The sequence below is a fragment of the Pantoea cypripedii genome, from assembly GCF_011395035.1.
Taxonomy (GTDB): domain Bacteria; phylum Pseudomonadota; class Gammaproteobacteria; order Enterobacterales; family Enterobacteriaceae; genus Pantoea; species Pantoea cypripedii_A.
In genome coordinates this window covers 83,293-100,066 of sequence record NZ_CP024769.1, presented here as the reverse complement: position 1 = coordinate 100,066, position 16,774 = coordinate 83,293, and the positions used below count along the sequence as shown (strand labels likewise).

Sequence of the window (16,774 nt, the reverse complement as noted above, 5' to 3'; positions counted from 1 at the left end):
TTATGTTATAACATATCAATACGTAATTCAGAGGAAATGCTATGCCGCTCGATTCAGATTCACGTCTCCCCGTTACCGTTCTTTCTGGTTTTCTTGGCGCGGGTAAAACCACGCTGCTCAACCATATTCTCAATAACCGGGAAGGCCGCCGTGTAGCGGTGATCGTCAATGATATGTCGGAAGTGAACATTGATGCTGCGCTGGTGCGAGACGGTGGTGCGGAGCTGTCGCGCACCGATGAGAAGCTGGTGGAAATGAGTAATGGCTGCATATGCTGCACGCTGCGTGAAGATTTGCTGCTGGAAGTGAAACGTCTGGCCCAGGAAGGCCGTTTCGACCAGCTGGTGATCGAATCCACCGGAATTTCTGAGCCGCTGCCGGTGGCAGAAACCTTCACCTTTGAGGATGAAGACGGCCAGAGCCTGTCACGTTTTGCCCGGCTCGATACCATGGTCACCGTGGTGGATGGCTTTAATTTCCTGCGCGACTACCGTTCAACCGATTCGCTACAGGCACGAGGCGAGTCGCTGGGTGAGGCCGATGAAAGGTCGGTCGTCGATTTGCTGGTCGATCAGATTGAGTTTTGTGATGTACTGGTGGTGAATAAAACCGATTTGATTGATGCAGAGGATCAGCAAACACTACACGCGATGTTGCGATCCCTTAACCCTCGCGCGCACATGGTGTTTTCCCGCTTTGGTCAGGTGCCGCTGAGTGAGGTGCTGGAAACGGGTCGCTTTGATTTTGATGCCGCCTCTCAGGCTCCCGGCTGGTTAAAGGAATTACGCGGCGAACATCAGCCCGAAACCGAAGAATACGGTATCCGCAGTTTTGTTTATCGCGCTCGCCGCCCATTCCATCCGCAACGCTTCTGGCATGCCGTGAATCACCAGCTGGAGGGCGTGATCCGCTCGAAAGGTTATTTCTGGCTCGCCAGCCGCCCGGAATACGCGGCGATGTGGTCACAGGCCGGAGCCGTGGCGCGTCAGGGATATGCCGGACACTGGTGGGCCAGTATCCCGCGTGAACGCTGGCCGCAGGATACCGAATCGCTGGCATTTATTGCCCAACAGTGGCAGGAAGGTATCGGCGATGCACGCCAGGAACTGGTGTTCATCGGTATTGAGATGGATGAAGACCAGGTACGGAGCGCACTGGATCACGCCCTGCTGACGCCAGCCGAGATGGCCGCAGGTCCGGCAAGCTGGGTGAAATTGCCCGATCCGGTACCGGAATGGTTTGAGCGTGATGCGGTGGACGCATAAAGGTACAGAAAGCAACAATTGGCTACGTCTTTCTGCTCATGTCAGGAGTATGCTGAATGACGAAAATTACCCTTACAGGAGAAGACGTTATGCCAGAAGTTGTCGTTTATGCTGCGGAAGGCCGCTCTGTTGAACAGAAAAAGAAACTGCTGAAAGCCATCACCACTGCCGTGTCGGAATCTTTTGAGATCGACAAGAATGCGGTGGTGGTATCGATTGTGGAAACCCCGTTGCAGAACAAATCGAAGGGCGGCATCCCCTTTGACGAGCGCTAACTGACGCTGAACTGCCTGTCCGTTACCTGAAACGGGCAGGCATTTTGTTGTGTCAGATTCTGGCCGCATCCCACAGTTTCATCATCTGCGTGATGGCACGTTCCGTTTCCGCGAGCGGCACATCATCGCGCGCCAGCGTTGATATCCCCAGCAGGAAGCTATTGAAACTTACCGCCAGCGCCAGCGTCGCCTCATCATCCCTCAGTTCACCCGCACGAATGCCGCGCTGAAAACAATTTTTTATCCCTTCATGGGTACGCCGCCGTGAATCCTTCAGCGGTTGCAGCAGATGACGGTTTTCCTCCGAACATGAGGACATCACGCCCAATGCCACCATGCAACCGCGCGGATGACTGGGTTCATACTGCATCCGGGCGGAGTTAAACAACGCCATTTCCAGTGCCTGACGCGGCGGTAATGCCGCATCCCACAATGACTCCGTGACCTGCGCATGCGTGCGCAGATAGCAACCCACCGCTTCCTGAAAAAGCGCCTCTTTGGAACCAAAGGCCGCATAAAAACTTGGCGCAGTAATCCCCTTGCCAATTGCTGCCTTGAGCTGGGCGAGCGAGGTGGACTCGTAACCATTTTCCCAGAATAGGTGCATGGCATGAATCACCGCTTCGTCCCGGTCAAACTGTCTTGGTCGGCCTGTTCTCATCTTCTCTCCTCCACTACATACATACTAATCGATACATAACTCATTGACAATCGCAGCAACCCCACTTCAATATATATATACCGATCGATATATTAATTAATAACCGCTAAGGCTATATTTATGAAGAAAAACCATCGGGCTGAACCGGCCCAGCACCTGCCCATCCTTGCCCTGCTGGCACTGGCCATGACGGGTTTTATCTGCATTCTGACCGAAACGATTCCCGCCGGGCTGCTGCCGGAGATAAGCGCCGGACTGCATATTTCCCCTTCACTCGCCGGACAGATGGTTACCGCTTACGCAGCCGGTTCATTGCTGGCAGCCATCCCGCTGACCATCATCACCCGCACCTGGTCACGTCGCCTGGTGTTGCTCAGCACGGTGGGTGGGTTTCTGCTTTTCAATTCGCTGACAGCCATCTCTGGCAACATTGCGGTGATCATGACGGCCCGCTTCCTTGCCGGGGCATCCGCCGGACTCGCCTGGAGCCTGCTCGCAGGTTATGCACGAAAAATGGTGGTGCCATCGTTGCAGGGACGGGCGTTAGCGCTGGCGATGGTCGGCACGCCGATTGCGCTGTCTTTAGGCGTACCGGCGGGCACCTGGATGGGAGCGTTTTTGGGATGGCGTCTGACGTTTGCGGTGATGTCGGGGTTATCTGTGCTGCTGATGGGCTGGATCCTGCTGGCAGTGCCGGATTATCCGGGCAGCTCGGCAGCGCAAAAAATGCGTATCGGTGCGGTGTTGTTGATTCCGGGTGTTCGTTCGGTGCTCGGGGTCGTTCTCACCTGGATGCTGGCGCACAACATTCTTTATACCTACATCGCCCCGTTTATTACGCCTGCGGGGTTAGCCCCAAGAGTTGACGTAGTCTTGCTGATATTTGGCCTGGCGGCGCTGGGCGGGATTTATATCACGGGACGGATTATCGATAGCCACCTGCGCAACGCCGTGTTGCTGTCTCTGGCGGTATTTGCCGCTGTGGCGTTGGTGTTTGCCATCGGTGCCGCATCTCCGGCGGTGATGTTGGTCGGGATCGGCGTCTGGGGACTGACATTTGGCGGTGCGGCTACTTTGTTGCAGACGGCACTGGCAGACGCCGCAGGGGAACATGCTGATGTCGCACTTTCCATGAACGTGGTGACCTGGAACGGCGCTATCGCGCTGGGTGGCCTGGTGGGGGGATTATTGCTGAAACATGTCGGGAGCCAATCCTTTCCCTGGGCGTTGATCGTTTTATTGCTGGCGGCGTTTACCATCGCGTTGCGCGCCGGAAATCATGGTTTCCCGGCAGCCCGCAGAGAGTTGACAACCAGCCAGTGATTTAACGGTCAATAATCGTAACGGTATAAACCCGATGAATTAACCTGGGTCCAGATTTAAAGACTGGCATATTATGTGTCATCATGGCCGGACCGCCTATTTCAACGTTCCGGCCATGCTCGCTTAATATTCAGCGATTTGCTTTACACATCAGGATTTAAAACCAGGTTTATTGTTGGCGGCACGCCATGCTTTTATTTCATCCACAACACCTTTTGGTGTGATGTGTTTATCCTTGTTATAAAAAATAAGATCAGAACCATCCGGATGTTCAGATAAAGAACAGACAAGGTCAACTAACTCATCCTGATAGCTTTCTTCACCTTTTCCTTCATAAATTTCCTCCAGAAGGTTGGTAAATTCTTTTTCCGTATAATCTTCAAACTTTTCCTTACGTTCCATTTGAACTCCTCATTGACCTTTATGAATTTCGACATGGTTTCTGGGTGTGACTACACGAATATTATCTACGTTGTAGACCTCCCCGCCTTCTGAAATCAGTTCAACGTGATGTAGATCGTGTGTGACACGTTTGCCAGCATTTTCCCCATTTCTTACTCGGGGAGAGGAACCATTTTTCATTCGACCTTGCATAAAATCAGAAAACTGCGCCGCCAGTTCCGGATCCGCCGCCACCTCCTGCCAAAACGCCTTACGAAACGCGTCGAAACTGCTAAATTCACGGTCGCGCAGCCGATCAGCGATGCGGGTCGGTACAGGTGAGCCTAAGCCCTCACTTGCCCCGGCTAACCACGTTCCCTCCACATCAGCTCCGGTACCAGTGACTTTTCCCGGCAAATCCCGACCACTTTGCAGCATGACGTAAGCCGGGGCCAGCCCGGAATCCGCCGGGAAGATAAGTATAGCGTCGCGGAAATCCAGATCATCGGCTTGTGGGAAACTCTCCACCGACGGGCTGATCACGCCGGGAGCGGTATTGCCGGTATTATCTGGCACCGCTTCGTTGTGCGCGGGTGTAGCCAGTGGCGGCAGCCCCTGATATCCCGGAGCACCTTCTGGCGAGACCAGAATGGTTCGCGAAGGCAGTCCACTCTCCGCCGGAATTGTGACGCTATACAACCCTGTCACCGCATCCATCGTCGCGCTCAATACCCGTACCCGGCTGGGATTTATTGTGCGTACCAGGTAGGTTTTTAGCAGTCCGTCGCTGAAGTAGACGCGGCCGCGTACCGACATTTCAACCGAGCCGTCATCCGCCGCCGCAGCCAGCAACTCATGCTCATCAGGCAGGTTGATGGCTTCACCGGGCATTGCCGAAAGGAACATATTGATATCATCACGACCAGGCACCTGGTCGCTGCCCTCACCCGCCCCCGGAATATAAGTGACAGCGGCAATCATTGCACCAACACCACTCCCGGCCAAAATAGTGCCGAGTAAATCAGCAAGGACGGTACGGACAGTGCCCCATGCAGCGGCAGCGGCTGCTTCACCCAGCGCGTAACCACCCAGTCCCGTCTCGGCAAACGTGAGCGGAGCAGTAATAGCTGCGGCGGTAGGAAACCCAGCAAAACCAAAAACATTCGGTTCTTCGAGTTTTGAACGAGCAGCTTCAAGCGCTGCCTCAGCCTCAGCTTGTGCCTGCGCCTCCGCTTCGGCTTTGGCCCGTTCAGCCGCCTCGCGTTCAGCCTGAACACGCGCTTCTTCGGCTGCCTGCCGGGCGAGTTCTGCCTGCCGCTTAGCTTCCGCATCAGCCTGCGCCTGTTGCAAACGTCCCTGCGCATCCTGCAACGCCTGATTAGCGTTATTGAGCGTTGCCGTCTGGTTTGCAACATCCTGACTTAACGCGTTATTTTGTGCCTGTAAGGTATCCACGGCACTTTGCAGCGGCTCCCTTTCATTGAGTCGCGGATCTATCTGCGATTTATGGAACTGATTAGCCCGTGCCGTGTCCCCTGCCTTCATCATGGAGGCCCAGACCTCACGCAATTGGGCAATTTCGCCATTCAGTTGATCCAATCTGGGCTGACGTACGTTGATCTCCGCATTGTTGCTGTTGATCTGTGCATTGTCAGCGCTGATTTGGTTGCTGGCGGCGTTTGCGGTTGCTGATGCGTTATTAACATCCCGCTCGGCAGCTTCAACGGGATGCGCTGCATCCCATTCCGCCTGACGACGCCTTTCCTCCTCTTCGGCCTGCCGTTGTGCTTCAGCCGCAGCGGCGGCTTCTGCTGCTTTACGTGCAGCTTCCGCCTCCATGGCTTTCTTCAGGTTAATCTGCTCCTGAGCCAGTGCCTTAGCCTGCTCCTGACGTGTTGATTCTCCTTTCATCCATTCCTGCCGGCTGGAATTCAGTGGCCGGGAATAGAGACTGACGCTGACGATATCGTCATTACCGTCAACGGACACCATATAGATATAACCATCTACCGCAGCACGATAACCGGAAGGTACTTTTTCCCGTAACATTGGTGCGCAAATTATCATTACTATTGCCGCCGTCATTACCGTCGGACCAGTGGAGATGATCATCACTGACCCAACTCCAGCCACCGGTTATTTGAATGCGTTGTTCACCATTGACCATGACCATTTCGGGTTTGCCTGGGTTATATGACCAATAGCCATAACCTCTGTCACCCGCATTTCCAGAACCGGCATTGCCGCCGCCCGTATTAACACCACCGGTCGGTCCGCGACCTCCGTCACCGAATTGGTTGTTGTGGGTGTTATCAAATCCATTACCCATAAAATATCCTCTTAAATTAAACTTCTCCAAAAGTGAGTTATTCACACATGCAACAATCACATCCGTCACATTGAAATTTCGGATGATGCGTTGCGTTGAACATCATTCGATAGAAAAACAGTCTTCACAATAAGAAAAGATTAAAATAAGCGATCATTAATATGATTATTATACGGCGGATATTTAGATAACAAAAAAATATCATGGGTTAATCTCATTATCAAAGGCGACACGAAAAATAATCAGGTGACTAGTCTGTCCAATTAATTAGCGGATGTCGTAAGTTTTATCGGATGCACATCACAAATAATGTCAATGCTTTGACATCATCAACACATAAAATAAGTAAATTATTAGAGGGGTGAACAATTGCACATCAGGCCGGGAGATCGTACTTTACACAGCGGGACAAATGTGCGTCCGCTAAAGGAGAAAAGTGTGTTTATAATCATTGATGATTTTTGCAAATCAATTTACTTAAAAAATAAGGAGTTACCAATGACAAAGATGGAGTTCTCTTATTATTATCTGCTTGCTCAACACAAAGGAAGAATAGTCCCTGCCGACCTTGTTATCGAACACATCTGGCCCGGCAGAGAAGCGGTAACATCGCAGAACAATCTTTCCCAACTTACCTTCAAAGTGAAAAAGAAAATACTCGAAGCAGATGGAGAAGTGATATTAAGATCATCACTTAAAGAAGGATGTATGCTTTCACATAGCAGACGGACGCTAACATTGTTCATTAAATCCAGATTGATGTCCAGGATATGCAGGTTAGCTATTTTAAAAAAGATGCATTAACGGAATGAACTGTTACATTAGTCACCACAATATAAAAAGAACATTAAGATAGTCATTTCATTACACCAGGGAAGTCACTCAACAAACCTCATTATCAAGACATTAAAAATTTAACTCCCTTGAAGTGATTAAAATTAAAAATAAATAATTCGTTACTAATGCCACCCACACCTATCATTTTCACTCCTGTTATTCTGAATACGCTAGCAAGGCATAATATGAAACCAACCTTATTTTTAACGATTGCTGCATCGATGATATCCCTTATCGGAGGTTGCCAAAACAACTCCCCGATTTACGGGAATTATTCTTCAGAAGTCTGCCTGCAAATTGGGCAGAATCATGATTCAAGCTGCTCAAACTCAGGCGATAAATGGAAAGATAAATCCACGGATGAATTACCGGCGGTGAGTGATAATCATGGCCCTTAATGGTTCATGGTAAATAAAACTTCAGGTGCGGCTCGTTTGCTCGTCAGATAACACCGCACCCATCCACAACCGAAACGACGCCGAAACAGCGCAAATCCGCTTCGCAGCCATCGAATTTTCAGTATCATAGCCCGATCTGCGGTTTTCTGGATTGCGTATGACCAATCAACACACTTCCCTGTTTGCCCGGCTTACATCCATCCTGGCGGATGAGAGCCGAACCCCCCTGTACAAGCGCTTTGCTTCCGCGATTAAAGATGCCGTGCGCGAAGGCGTACTGGTCCATGAGGAGATCCTGCCGGGTGAGCGCGAGTTCAGCCAGTCGCTGGGGATCTCGCGCATTACGGTTCGTAAAGCAATGGATGAGCTGGAAAAAGAGGGCGTGGTGTTTCGCTCACGCGGTTATGGCACGCAAATTTGCAGCCAGTTTGAGTATTCACTCAAAGAACCGAAGGGACTTTCGCAGCAGGCGGTGTTGCGTGGCAAAAAGCCCGATACCGTGTGGATCAACAAAAGCAAAATTCGTTGCACCGCCGAGATTGCAGAGAAACTGGGCCTGAGCAGCGGCAGCGATGTCTGGCAGCTGAAACGCATTCGCTATGTCGACCAACAGGCGGTGTCCGTGGAGGAGTCGTGGGTATCAACCCAGTTGATTGCCGATGCGGATGATATCGGCATCTCGCTGTACGATTACTTTCGCGAGCAGCAAATTCTGCCGGTAAAATCGCAGAGCCGCGTCAGCGCACGTATGCCGGATGAAGCGTTGCAACAGCAAATCGCCCTGCCCGCCAATGTGCCGGTGCTGGTGATTAAGCAGCTGGCACTCGACGCGCAAGGCAATCCGCTGGAGTACAGCATCAGCTACTGCCGTAGCGATATGTACGTGTTTATTGCTGAGTAAGCCGCTGGTGCCAGTAAGTCGTCAGCGTCGCCAGGTCCGGTGCACAATCACCGCCGCGCTGCGATACCACATAAGACGCCACTGCATTGCCGAGCGCAACGCTGTCAGCCAGTGACCAGCCGGAAGCCAGTCCGGCCAGTAAACCGCCAGCATGGCTGTCGCCTGCACCAATGGTGTCCACTACGTGGGTGACCAGTGCCGGAACCCAGCCCTGCGTCACGCCATCGCTGTAGCCCGCGCCGTCGCTGTCGAGCCGCACCACCATCGCGCCACCAAACCGTTGCTGCCAGCGCGTCAGCAGGCTGTGCGCATCGAAGGTTTCCGTTGCGCCAAGACGCTCCTGCCACAGCAGTTCCGCCTCCTGCCTGTTCACTGTAATCAGTGGTTTCAACGCTATGATGCGCGCAAAATCGGCATCCGCGATATCCGCCAGCCGCGGACCAAAATCCACCAGCAGCTGATAAGGTAGCGCCTGGCGTTCCAGCCAACTGATCAACACCTCGCCACTTTTACTGGTCAGCTGGTAGCCCGACAGATAGATCCAGCGATGCTCCGGTTGTGGTAAGGCATCGAGCAGCACCGCATCCCACTGATTTTCTACGCCGCTCACCGAAAGAAAGGTCCGTTCCCCGTCCGGTTCCACCAGCGCCAGGCACCAGCCGTTATCACCGGACGCGGTTTCCAGCACGCTTTCGATGCCATATTCTGCCAGCTTCTGGCGCACAATCCCGGCCCAGATCCCCTTCCCCAGCGGCAAGGCATTGAGCGACGGAATGCCGAGCCGATGTAAGGCAATCGCCACGTTAAGGGCACAACCACCCACATTGACACCCTGCTGCTGCAACTCAATATCGCTGCCACGATGCGGCAGCGAATAAGCATCGGCAATCACGTCAACCACCGCCGCCCCGATGACGCAGACCGGCAGACGCGCTGTCAACCGCGTGAGGCAATCAGGCGTCAGCATAGGCGGCCTCACGCTGCTGACGGAAGCGACTGAACGCGCTGCTGTAGCGGGTGAAATCCAACTTGTTGGCCGCATCCAGCTCGGCTTTTAATGCCGGATCGATCGCCTCAATCCCCTGCAATGCCCCACAAATCGCCACCGCCATCGCACCAATGGTGTCGGTATCACCGCCCAGATTGGCGCAGAGAATGGCGCAACGGTTGGGATCGCAGGCGGCCAGTTCCACCATTGCAATGGCGGCTGGCACCGATTCGATGGTGCTGGTACCGGTACCGACCAGATCGTAAATCTGCTGCAAGGTGGATTCGATACCCCTGCCCTGCGCCACCACCTGCAACGCCAGCTCAATACGCGCGGCGATGGAGGCGCTGAAGGTGGTCACGCGCTTCTCCTGGGCTGCGCGGGCAATGGACGGCAACTCATCGCGAATAGTTGCCCAACTCGCACCATCAACCGCACGCGAGACGGCCCAGGCAATCGCCGTGGCACCGGCAATCGCTACATCGGATTTGTGCGTGGGGCTGGAAGCCAGCGCCACCGCATCAATAAAGCCTGCCAGATCACGCGCCGGTAACAGACACCCCAGCGGCGAAACGCGCATCGCCGCACCGTTGGTCATGCCGTTATTTTCCAGCTGCGTCACGGGTGTCCCGGCTTTCAACGCATTGAGCGCGATTTTCGACGTCGGCCCCAGCACATTTTTATTGAAGGCATCGAACGCTTCCGCCCAGCGCAAAATATTGGCACCGATGGTTTCCGCATTGATGTCACCATCGTGGGTCATGATGGCGTCAGCCAGCGCCAGCGCCATTGAGGTGTCGTCGGTAAAGGCCGCCCGGCCAAAATAGCAGGCGGCATTATTTTCAGCCGGACCGGGCAGAAAGCGATCGATCCAGCCAAAATGCTGTTTCACGCGGCTGCGCGGCCAGAGTTCTGACGGCATCCCCATCGCATCGCCCAGTGCCTGACCATAAAAGGCGCCCAAAATCCGTTTTTCCTGGTGTGTCATTGTCATCTTCACTTCTCTTATTTATGGCTTTCAGCGGCTGCTGAAGTCTCAAAAGCGGTTAATTCTTCACTGCGTTTTTTGCCATCGCGGAACAGCGTGATAAAGGCGAGGGTGATAATCACAATCATCACACTACCGAACATCCACATCCCGGCCCAGTTAAAGGTCAGGCCATTTTGCGGTTTGTCGTAAGCAAACATCTCCTGCATCAGATAGCCCCCGAGGCGGTAACCCAGCAGGCTGCCGATGCCCTGACAGGCCAGCGTGATCAACCCCTGTGCCGCGTTGCGCATCGCCACCGGCGCTTTCTTATCCACGTAAATGTAGGCGGTGATGAAGTAGAAGTCATAGCTGACGCCGTGCAACAGGATGCCCATAAACAGCAGGCCGAAAGTCAGCAGGTTCTGATCGCCGCCAAACACAAAGAACACATAGCGTAACGCAGCGGTCACCAGCCCCAGCAGCAGCACTTTGCCGATGCCGAAACGTTTGATAAAGAACGGCAGCGCCAGCAGGAAAAAGATTTCCGATACCTGGCCGAGCGTCATCCAACCGGTTGCGTGTGGCAATCCCACTTCTGTCAGGTAGCCTTCGGCAAAGATGTAATAGAACGCCAGCGGCATGCTGAACAGAAACGAACAAACGAAGAAAACAAGGAAACTACGATCTTTCAGCAGATGCAGCGCATCAAGACCGAGCGCCACGCGCAGGCTGAACTTACCGGTACTTTTGGGTTCGGTGGCAGGCAGCATCAACGCGAAGATACCCAGCACCAGCGAGCTGGCGGCGGTGATCAACAATGGCACGTTGCTCGCGGAGATATCGCCAAAGCCCAGCAGCGGGGGCAGGAAACCACAGGCGATGCCGGACGCGATCCAGCCAATGGTCCCCATCACACGCACGCGTGGGTAGTCACGCTCCACATCGCCGACATGGGAGAAGGCAATGCTGTTGGTTAAAGCGATGGTGGGCATATAAGTCAGCGCGTAAAGCAGCAGCAGCGGAAAGAAGCTACCGAAGTGGGTCTGCTGCGCGGCGAAGAACATCAGGATCGCCCCGACGATCATCAGCAGCGCCAGCACCTTCTGCGCCTGGAAGAAGCGGTCGGCCAGTGAGCCAACCAGGATCGGTGACAGAATGGCGGCGATGGAGGTGCAGGCATAGCACCAGGCGATCTCCATCGGCGTAAAACCGTTTTTGCTAAGAAAGGCCCAGAGCGGCACAAACCATGCCCCCCAGATAAACCATTCAAGGAACATCATGAACGACAGTTTTGGCATTGTATTTTTCATCGAACTCACTCCCCGGTGTTGGTAGAACCAATCTAACACCAGTAACAATACCTTTATAATACCATTAGCTGATAGTTTGACCTAACCCACATAATTTTAACCGATGGTTAACAGACAAAAACGCGCGATAAATCGCGCCGCTACGGGCCAGTGCGTACCGGTAGCGGCGCGATTTATCGCGCAGGTTTTAGCAGGGAAGAAAATTAACGGTTAACCAGTTTCGCCGGTAAAGCGATAACCAGCAGGCAACTCAGCAACAGACAAGCCGCAAAGAACCACAGCGCGCCGTTGCCGCTGCCGGTGAGATCCAGCGCAATTCCCATCACCGAGTTACTGACCAGCCCGGCAATGTTGGCGATAGAACAGGCCAGCGCGAACCCTGCCGCGGCCGCCGTGCCTTTCAGGAAGGTGGCAGGCAAGCTGAAGAATACCGGCACGGCACCAATGATCATCGCCTGCGCGACAGAGAACAGCAGCACCGTCATCATCACGTTATGGGAGAAAAAGGTACTGACTCCCATCGCCGCTGCACCAACAATAAACGGCACGATGATATGCCAGCGACGTTCACGCATGCGGTCCGAACTGCCGCCAATCGCCAGCATACCGATCAGCGCCGCCAGGCTGGGGATCGCCGTCAGATAGCCAATGGTGGCGATATCAGTGGTTCCGGCGTTTTTAATAAAGGTCGGCATCCAGAAGCCCATCGCATAAGCACTCAGCAGAATGGAGAAATCGATACCCCCCAGCATCACCACGCGGATATTCAGCAGGCCATCGCGCAGACGATGTTTCACCCCTTTCGCTTCGCCTTCGTCAGCCGCCAGCTCACGTTGCACCGCCTGTTTTTCATCTTCACTGAGCCAGCTGGCGCTTTCCACGCTGTTCGGCAACAGCCAGAAGGTCATCACGCCCAGAAGCACGCTCGGAATGCCCTCCAGCAGGAACAACCACTGCCAGCCGCGCAGGCCGTAAACCTCATGAAAATTGCCCATGATCCAGCCGGAAAGCGGCCCGCCAATTAAACTGGAGAGCGGCAGGCCAATCATAAACAGCGCGATGATGCGGCTGCGACGCCACGAGGGGAACCATTTAGTCAGATAGAACAACACACCCGGCAGGAAACCGGCTTCTGCCGCGCCAAGTAAGAAGCGGACAATGTAGAACTGCATCGGCGTCTGCACCAGCAGTGTCGCGGTGGAGAGTAAACCCCAGGTGATCATGATGCGCGCAATCCAGATCTTCGCGCCGACACGTTGTAAAATCAGGTTGCTCGGCACTTCGAACAGAATGTATCCGACAAAAAACAGCCCGGCACCCAGGCCAAACGCGGTTTCGCTCAGCGACAGATCGCTCGCCATTTGCAGCTTCGCCAGGCCGATATTAATACGGTCCAGATACGCCGCCAGATAACATAAACAGAGAAAAGGAATCAGTTTCCAGGTGATCTTGCGGTAAATCGCGGCAGTGTCCTCGGCTGCCAGCACAGCAGGACGGGTTGTAGCAACAGTCATGATTTTCTCCGGGCGCAATAAACCCTGATGGGCATGTTGTTATGCGTTTCGCTTACCAGCGAAACCTGTTCTTTGTGCGCACTCCGTGCAGGTGAATAAGCGCCCTTAACGGGCGCTGAACTGTCCGAGATACTCCAGCGTGGTGGCTTTGGACACCACATCGCCGTACTTACTGTCGATGTCAAACAGGTTGGCTTCGTGTGGAGCCGCGTGGCGATCGCCGACGCATTCACGTACCACCATGGCACGAAAGCCGTATTGCAGAGCGTCCACGGCGCTGGCGCGCACGCAGCCGCTGGTGGAACAACCCGCGATGATCAGGGTATCGATGCCTTCCGTCACCAGCAGCGATGCCAGTGCAGTGCCAAAGAAAGCGCTGGCATATTGCTTGGTGATCACCACTTCTTCCGGCAACGGCAGCACTTCCGGGCAGAATGCGGCCAGTGGATTGCCTTCCACCATGTCACGCATCACCGGGGCTTTCTGTACCCAGATACCGCCGTCACGCTGGTGCTGTGGGTGATAACGAATCTGGGTGTGGATCACCGGAATACCGTAACGGCGCGCCGTCGCCAGCAGTGCTTCTGATTCGCGTACCGCCTCCACCACGCCCGGCGCATACAACGGCGCGCCCTCGGTGGTGTAGCCTTGCAGAAAATCGATCATCAGCAGAGCGGGACGCTTACCAAAACCGATACGGTTGCCCCAGACACCGGCGTAATTGTCACTGGCGCTTTGTGTCATCACGTTTCTCCTTACCAGGCTCCGGACAGCAACGCACCGGCTCCGGGGACAACCGGCTCCAGCTCCAGCGCCTTGAGCATCGCGTAGGTGGTGGCGATCGCGGCGGTGATCACCGGTTTACCGGTTTGCGCTTCAACTTTGGCGACCGCTGGCAGGGAAGGCATTTGTACACAGGCCGACAGCACCACCACATCCACATCATCAAGCGGCATATCAGCAACAATGCCCGGCAGATTGCTGGGATCGTGACGGGCGACCGCGAGATTATCGGCAATCTCCAGCGCCCGCCAGACTTTTACCTCAATGCCTTCGCGCTGAATGTAATCCACCACCAGCTCGGTGAGCGGCTTCATATACGGCGCCACCAGCGCGATTTTCTTCGCCCCCATGATGTGCAACGCGTCCACCAGCGCACCGGCGCTGCTAATCACCGGGGCCAGTGCGTCGTTTTCCCGTGTGATCGCGGTCAGGCGCTGCTGTGACTGGCGGTGATAGCCCGGTCCCATCGCCATGATCGCCACCAGACAGGCATAGCCGAGCACATCAACCTGCGCGTCCGACAGTTCCAGTGCGCAACGGTCCGATTCTTTATCCATCGCCGCCAGCTCATCTTTGTTGACGTGTTTCATGCGCATACGGCTGGAGTGGAAAGTAAAACGCTCCGGGCGAATCAGCTGACGCGCCTGTAACATGGCCGGGATTTCCGTTTCCATGGTGATGTTAGAACTCGGCACGATTTGGCCGATACGATATTGACGAGTCATGGCTGGGTCTCCGGTTGCAGGGTGGCGCCAAGGAAAGAACCAAAGGCGGCAAAGAAGCCGGGAAAATCATCCCAGGGGATCATATGTCCAGCCTGCTCCACATGCGCGACGGTAATGGAGGGCAGCAGTTCGCGGATCTCTGCCTCATCTTCCGGCAGGATCACCCCACCCTTGCCTGCCACCATCAGCAGGGTTTGGGCGGGCAACTGGCGGAAATATTGATGGATATCGAGTTGATGGAAATCATCGTAGGCACGTCGAATCGCCGGTTCATAGCAGGTATGCAGCCATTCCGCGCGCAGCTGGCGTTGTTCTTCGCTCCAGCTCGGACAATATTTTTTCATCGCTTCCGCATCCATGCCCTGCTCCGCCTCACGGATCGAATCCTGATACCACGGCCACTGTCCAGGATAAAGACGACGCCCCGGTCCTGATACCGGCGGATCAATCAGCGACAGTGACAGCACGCCATCCGGCTGCTTGACGGCTGCGCGCATAATAAAACGCGCCCCCATCGAATGGCCGACCAGATGGTACTGCGTCAGCCCCAGTGCGCTGGCAAACGCGTTGATGTCATCGGCGCAGCTTTCGGTGCCGTAATCCAGCCCTTCGCCGCTGCTGGATAAACCACGCCCGCGCACATCCAGCACCCAGGTATCAAACTGCTGACCAAACACTTCCGCAACAAAACCCCAGGTAATGGCCGGGCTGGTGATACCCGGCACCAGGATTAGCGTCGGGCCTTTGCCGCCATAGCGCAGGTAGTGCTGGCGAATGCCGTTCGCCTGGACCTGTCCACCACTGACAAAAGTGCTCATCACGCCCCCTCGCTTTTCAACGGCGCGGCGAAGACGTCATAGCCGTAAACCCAGGCGGGATCTTCCTGAGTACGCAGGAAGGTGTTGGCGTTGGAGACAGATTGCACGCGTGAAGCGCGTTCTTTGCGGTTGACTTCATACAGACGGAACGCGGTGCTGTAATCCTCCAGGCCGGTTTCAGTCAGACAGCGCGCCAGCATCGCCGCATCCTCGATGGCCATCGCAGCGCCCTGCGCCATATGTGGTTTCATCGGATGGCAAGCGTCGCCCAGCAACACGATGCGGCCTTCACTCCAGACCGGCAGCGGCTGGCGATTCAGCAACGGCCATTTGGTGACATTTTCACTGCATTCGATCAGCGCCTGCACGACCGGATGGTAATGGCCGAAGGTGTCCAGCATCTCCTGCTGGCTGCTGTCGACAAAGCTGCCCTGGAAATCCCACGCCGGATGCGGCACCCCGGAAACGTAGTAGTACTCGTCGCGTGATTTGGTGGTGTAGTAAACCATCAGGTGACGATCTTCCGACCACCACTTCACGCAATCTTCGAAATTGAGGTTGTATTTGCGCAGCTGTTCACCCCGGATCAGCGCGCGGTGCGCCACCCAGCCGCTGTAGGTCGGCGCTTCTGCGCCCAGCAGATGTTCACGCAGTTTTGAGTTGATGCCATCAGCACCGATCACGATATCGGCACGTTCTTCGCTGCCATCCTGGAAACGCAACACCACATCGCTGCCGCTATCTTCAACGCTGCTGAGGCATTTGCCGAAGTGCACTGAACCCGGTTCCAGGCTGGTCATCTGCATCGCCTGCAAATCACCGCGATGCACGGTGACATAAGCCGCGCCGTACTCTTTGCGGGCATATTCCCCCAGCGGAATACGTGACAGGTATTCCCCGGTTTCGCCGTCGCGGCTGAACCAGAAATCCGGGTGTGATGCCAGATCTTCCAGCTGCTGCTCGATCCCCATACGACGGAACACTTTGAGGACGTTCGGTCCCATGTGGATCCCTGCACCGAGACGCGAAAACGCCGGACTCTGCTCATAAACCTGCACATTGAAGCCCGCTTTCTGTAACAGCGAACCCGCTGCGAGGCCACCAAGACCTGCGCCAACGATGGCGATGCGTTTCATATTGCTCATATTTTCCTCTCAAAACTCACGCTGATTTGAAGGTACACCTGCGGTATCCGTTTCGACTCCGGCTCAAATTATTGAGTGTGTACACTATAATTATTGGCGTTATTTTTTTGTGAATTGCAATGGTTATTGTGGTGAAAACTGCATGTCATGA

At 54.7% G+C, this 16,774-nt stretch carries 18 protein-coding genes; 6 read left to right on the top strand and 12 right to left on the bottom strand.

What is annotated here, in order from left to right; genetic code table 11:
* Positions 1-41 precede the first annotated feature (41 nt).
* On the top strand, positions 42-1,265 hold the full coding sequence (gene zigA, locus CUN67_RS20840) for a zinc metallochaperone GTPase ZigA (RefSeq protein ID WP_208717370.1): 1,224 nt from the start codon (positions 42-44) through the stop codon (positions 1,263-1,265).
* A gap of 89 nt (positions 1,266-1,354) precedes the next feature.
* The gene (locus CUN67_RS20835; protein WP_084881198.1) at positions 1,355-1,540 is read left to right on the top strand and encodes a tautomerase family protein; all 186 of its coding nucleotides are present in this window, start codon (positions 1,355-1,357) and stop codon (positions 1,538-1,540) included.
* A gap of 52 nt (positions 1,541-1,592) precedes the next feature.
* Here CUN67_RS20835 and CUN67_RS20830 read toward each other — a convergent pair whose 3' ends face one another.
* Complete coding sequence (locus tag CUN67_RS20830) at positions 1,593-2,201, bottom strand: TetR/AcrR family transcriptional regulator (RefSeq protein WP_208717369.1); 609 nt, start codon at positions 2,199-2,201, stop codon at positions 1,593-1,595.
* Between the two features lie 120 nt (positions 2,202-2,321).
* Here CUN67_RS20830 and CUN67_RS20825 point away from each other — a divergent pair, with 120 nt between their 5' ends.
* Positions 2,322-3,524 carry an MFS transporter gene (locus tag CUN67_RS20825; RefSeq protein ID WP_208717368.1) on the top strand — a complete coding sequence of 401 codons (1,203 nt, stop codon included), beginning with the start codon at positions 2,322-2,324 and terminating at the stop codon, positions 3,522-3,524.
* 150 nt (positions 3,525-3,674) lie between these two features.
* Here CUN67_RS20825 and CUN67_RS20820 read toward each other — a convergent pair whose 3' ends face one another.
* From CUN67_RS20820 to CUN67_RS20810, 3 genes are read right to left on the bottom strand one after another with little or no spacing between them, the layout of a single operon-like run.
* Entirely contained in the window at positions 3,675-3,926 is a 252-nt protein-coding gene (locus CUN67_RS20820) for a bacteriocin immunity protein (protein ID WP_208717367.1), read from the bottom strand.
* 9 nt (positions 3,927-3,935) lie between these two features.
* Entirely contained in the window at positions 3,936-5,954 is a 2,019-nt protein-coding gene (locus CUN67_RS20815; RefSeq protein ID WP_208717366.1) for an S-type pyocin domain-containing protein, read from the bottom strand.
* A complete protein-coding gene (locus tag CUN67_RS20810; protein WP_208717365.1) occupies positions 5,884-6,303 on the bottom strand; it encodes a hypothetical protein in 420 nt (139 codons plus the stop codon). The genes CUN67_RS20815 and CUN67_RS20810 overlap by 71 nt, the downstream gene beginning before the upstream one ends.
* Before the next feature lie 429 nt (positions 6,304-6,732).
* Between CUN67_RS20810 and CUN67_RS20805 the strand changes: the two genes are divergently transcribed.
* The 3 genes from CUN67_RS20805 (at position 6,733) to CUN67_RS20795 (ending at position 8,370) form a co-directional block, all read left to right on the top strand.
* Positions 6,733-7,038, top strand: a complete 306-nt coding sequence (locus tag CUN67_RS20805; RefSeq protein ID WP_208717364.1) for a helix-turn-helix domain-containing protein — start codon at positions 6,733-6,735, stop codon at positions 7,036-7,038.
* A 218-nt stretch (positions 7,039-7,256) separates the two neighbouring features.
* Positions 7,257-7,469, top strand: coding sequence for a hypothetical protein (locus CUN67_RS20800; RefSeq protein WP_208717363.1), 213 nt, complete (start codon positions 7,257-7,259; stop codon positions 7,467-7,469).
* A 157-nt stretch (positions 7,470-7,626) separates the two neighbouring features.
* Positions 7,627-8,370 carry a GntR family transcriptional regulator gene (locus CUN67_RS20795; protein WP_208717362.1) on the top strand — a complete coding sequence of 248 codons (744 nt, stop codon included), beginning with the start codon at positions 7,627-7,629 and terminating at the stop codon, positions 8,368-8,370.
* On the opposite strand, the gene CUN67_RS20790 is transcribed toward CUN67_RS20795, so the two are convergent.
* The 8 genes from CUN67_RS20790 to CUN67_RS20755 all read right to left on the bottom strand — a co-directional run bounded on the left by CUN67_RS20790 (position 8,357) and on the right by CUN67_RS20755 (position 16,623).
* Positions 8,357-9,337, bottom strand: a complete 981-nt coding sequence (locus CUN67_RS20790) for a PfkB family carbohydrate kinase (RefSeq protein WP_208717361.1) — start codon at positions 9,335-9,337, stop codon at positions 8,357-8,359. The two genes, CUN67_RS20795 and CUN67_RS20790, sit on opposite strands and share 14 nt — an antisense overlap.
* On the bottom strand, positions 9,324-10,346 hold the full coding sequence (locus tag CUN67_RS20785; protein ID WP_208717840.1) for an ADP-ribosylglycohydrolase family protein: 1,023 nt from the start codon (positions 10,344-10,346) through the stop codon (positions 9,324-9,326). The genes CUN67_RS20790 and CUN67_RS20785 overlap by 14 nt, the downstream gene beginning before the upstream one ends.
* Before the next feature lie 17 nt (positions 10,347-10,363).
* Positions 10,364-11,638, bottom strand: coding sequence for a nucleoside permease (locus CUN67_RS20780; RefSeq protein WP_208717360.1), 1,275 nt, complete (start codon positions 11,636-11,638; stop codon positions 10,364-10,366).
* 203 nt (positions 11,639-11,841) lie between these two features.
* A complete protein-coding gene (locus tag CUN67_RS20775) occupies positions 11,842-13,152 on the bottom strand; it encodes an MFS transporter (protein ID WP_208717359.1) in 1,311 nt (436 codons plus the stop codon).
* A gap of 105 nt (positions 13,153-13,257) precedes the next feature.
* A complete protein-coding gene (locus tag CUN67_RS20770) occupies positions 13,258-13,896 on the bottom strand; it encodes an N-carbamoylsarcosine amidohydrolase (protein ID WP_208717358.1) in 639 nt (212 codons plus the stop codon).
* Positions 13,897-13,907: 11 nt separating this feature from the next.
* Entirely contained in the window at positions 13,908-14,660 is a 753-nt protein-coding gene (locus tag CUN67_RS20765) for a maleate cis-trans isomerase family protein (RefSeq protein WP_208717357.1), read from the bottom strand.
* A complete protein-coding gene (locus CUN67_RS20760) occupies positions 14,657-15,478 on the bottom strand; it encodes an alpha/beta fold hydrolase (protein ID WP_208717356.1) in 822 nt (273 codons plus the stop codon). Before CUN67_RS20760 ends, CUN67_RS20765 begins: the two co-directional genes overlap by 4 nt.
* The gene (locus CUN67_RS20755) at positions 15,478-16,623 is read right to left on the bottom strand and encodes an FAD-dependent monooxygenase (RefSeq protein ID WP_208717355.1); all 1,146 of its coding nucleotides are present in this window, start codon (positions 16,621-16,623) and stop codon (positions 15,478-15,480) included. Before CUN67_RS20755 ends, CUN67_RS20760 begins: the two co-directional genes overlap by 1 nt.
* Between the last annotated feature and the right edge of the window lie 151 nt (positions 16,624-16,774).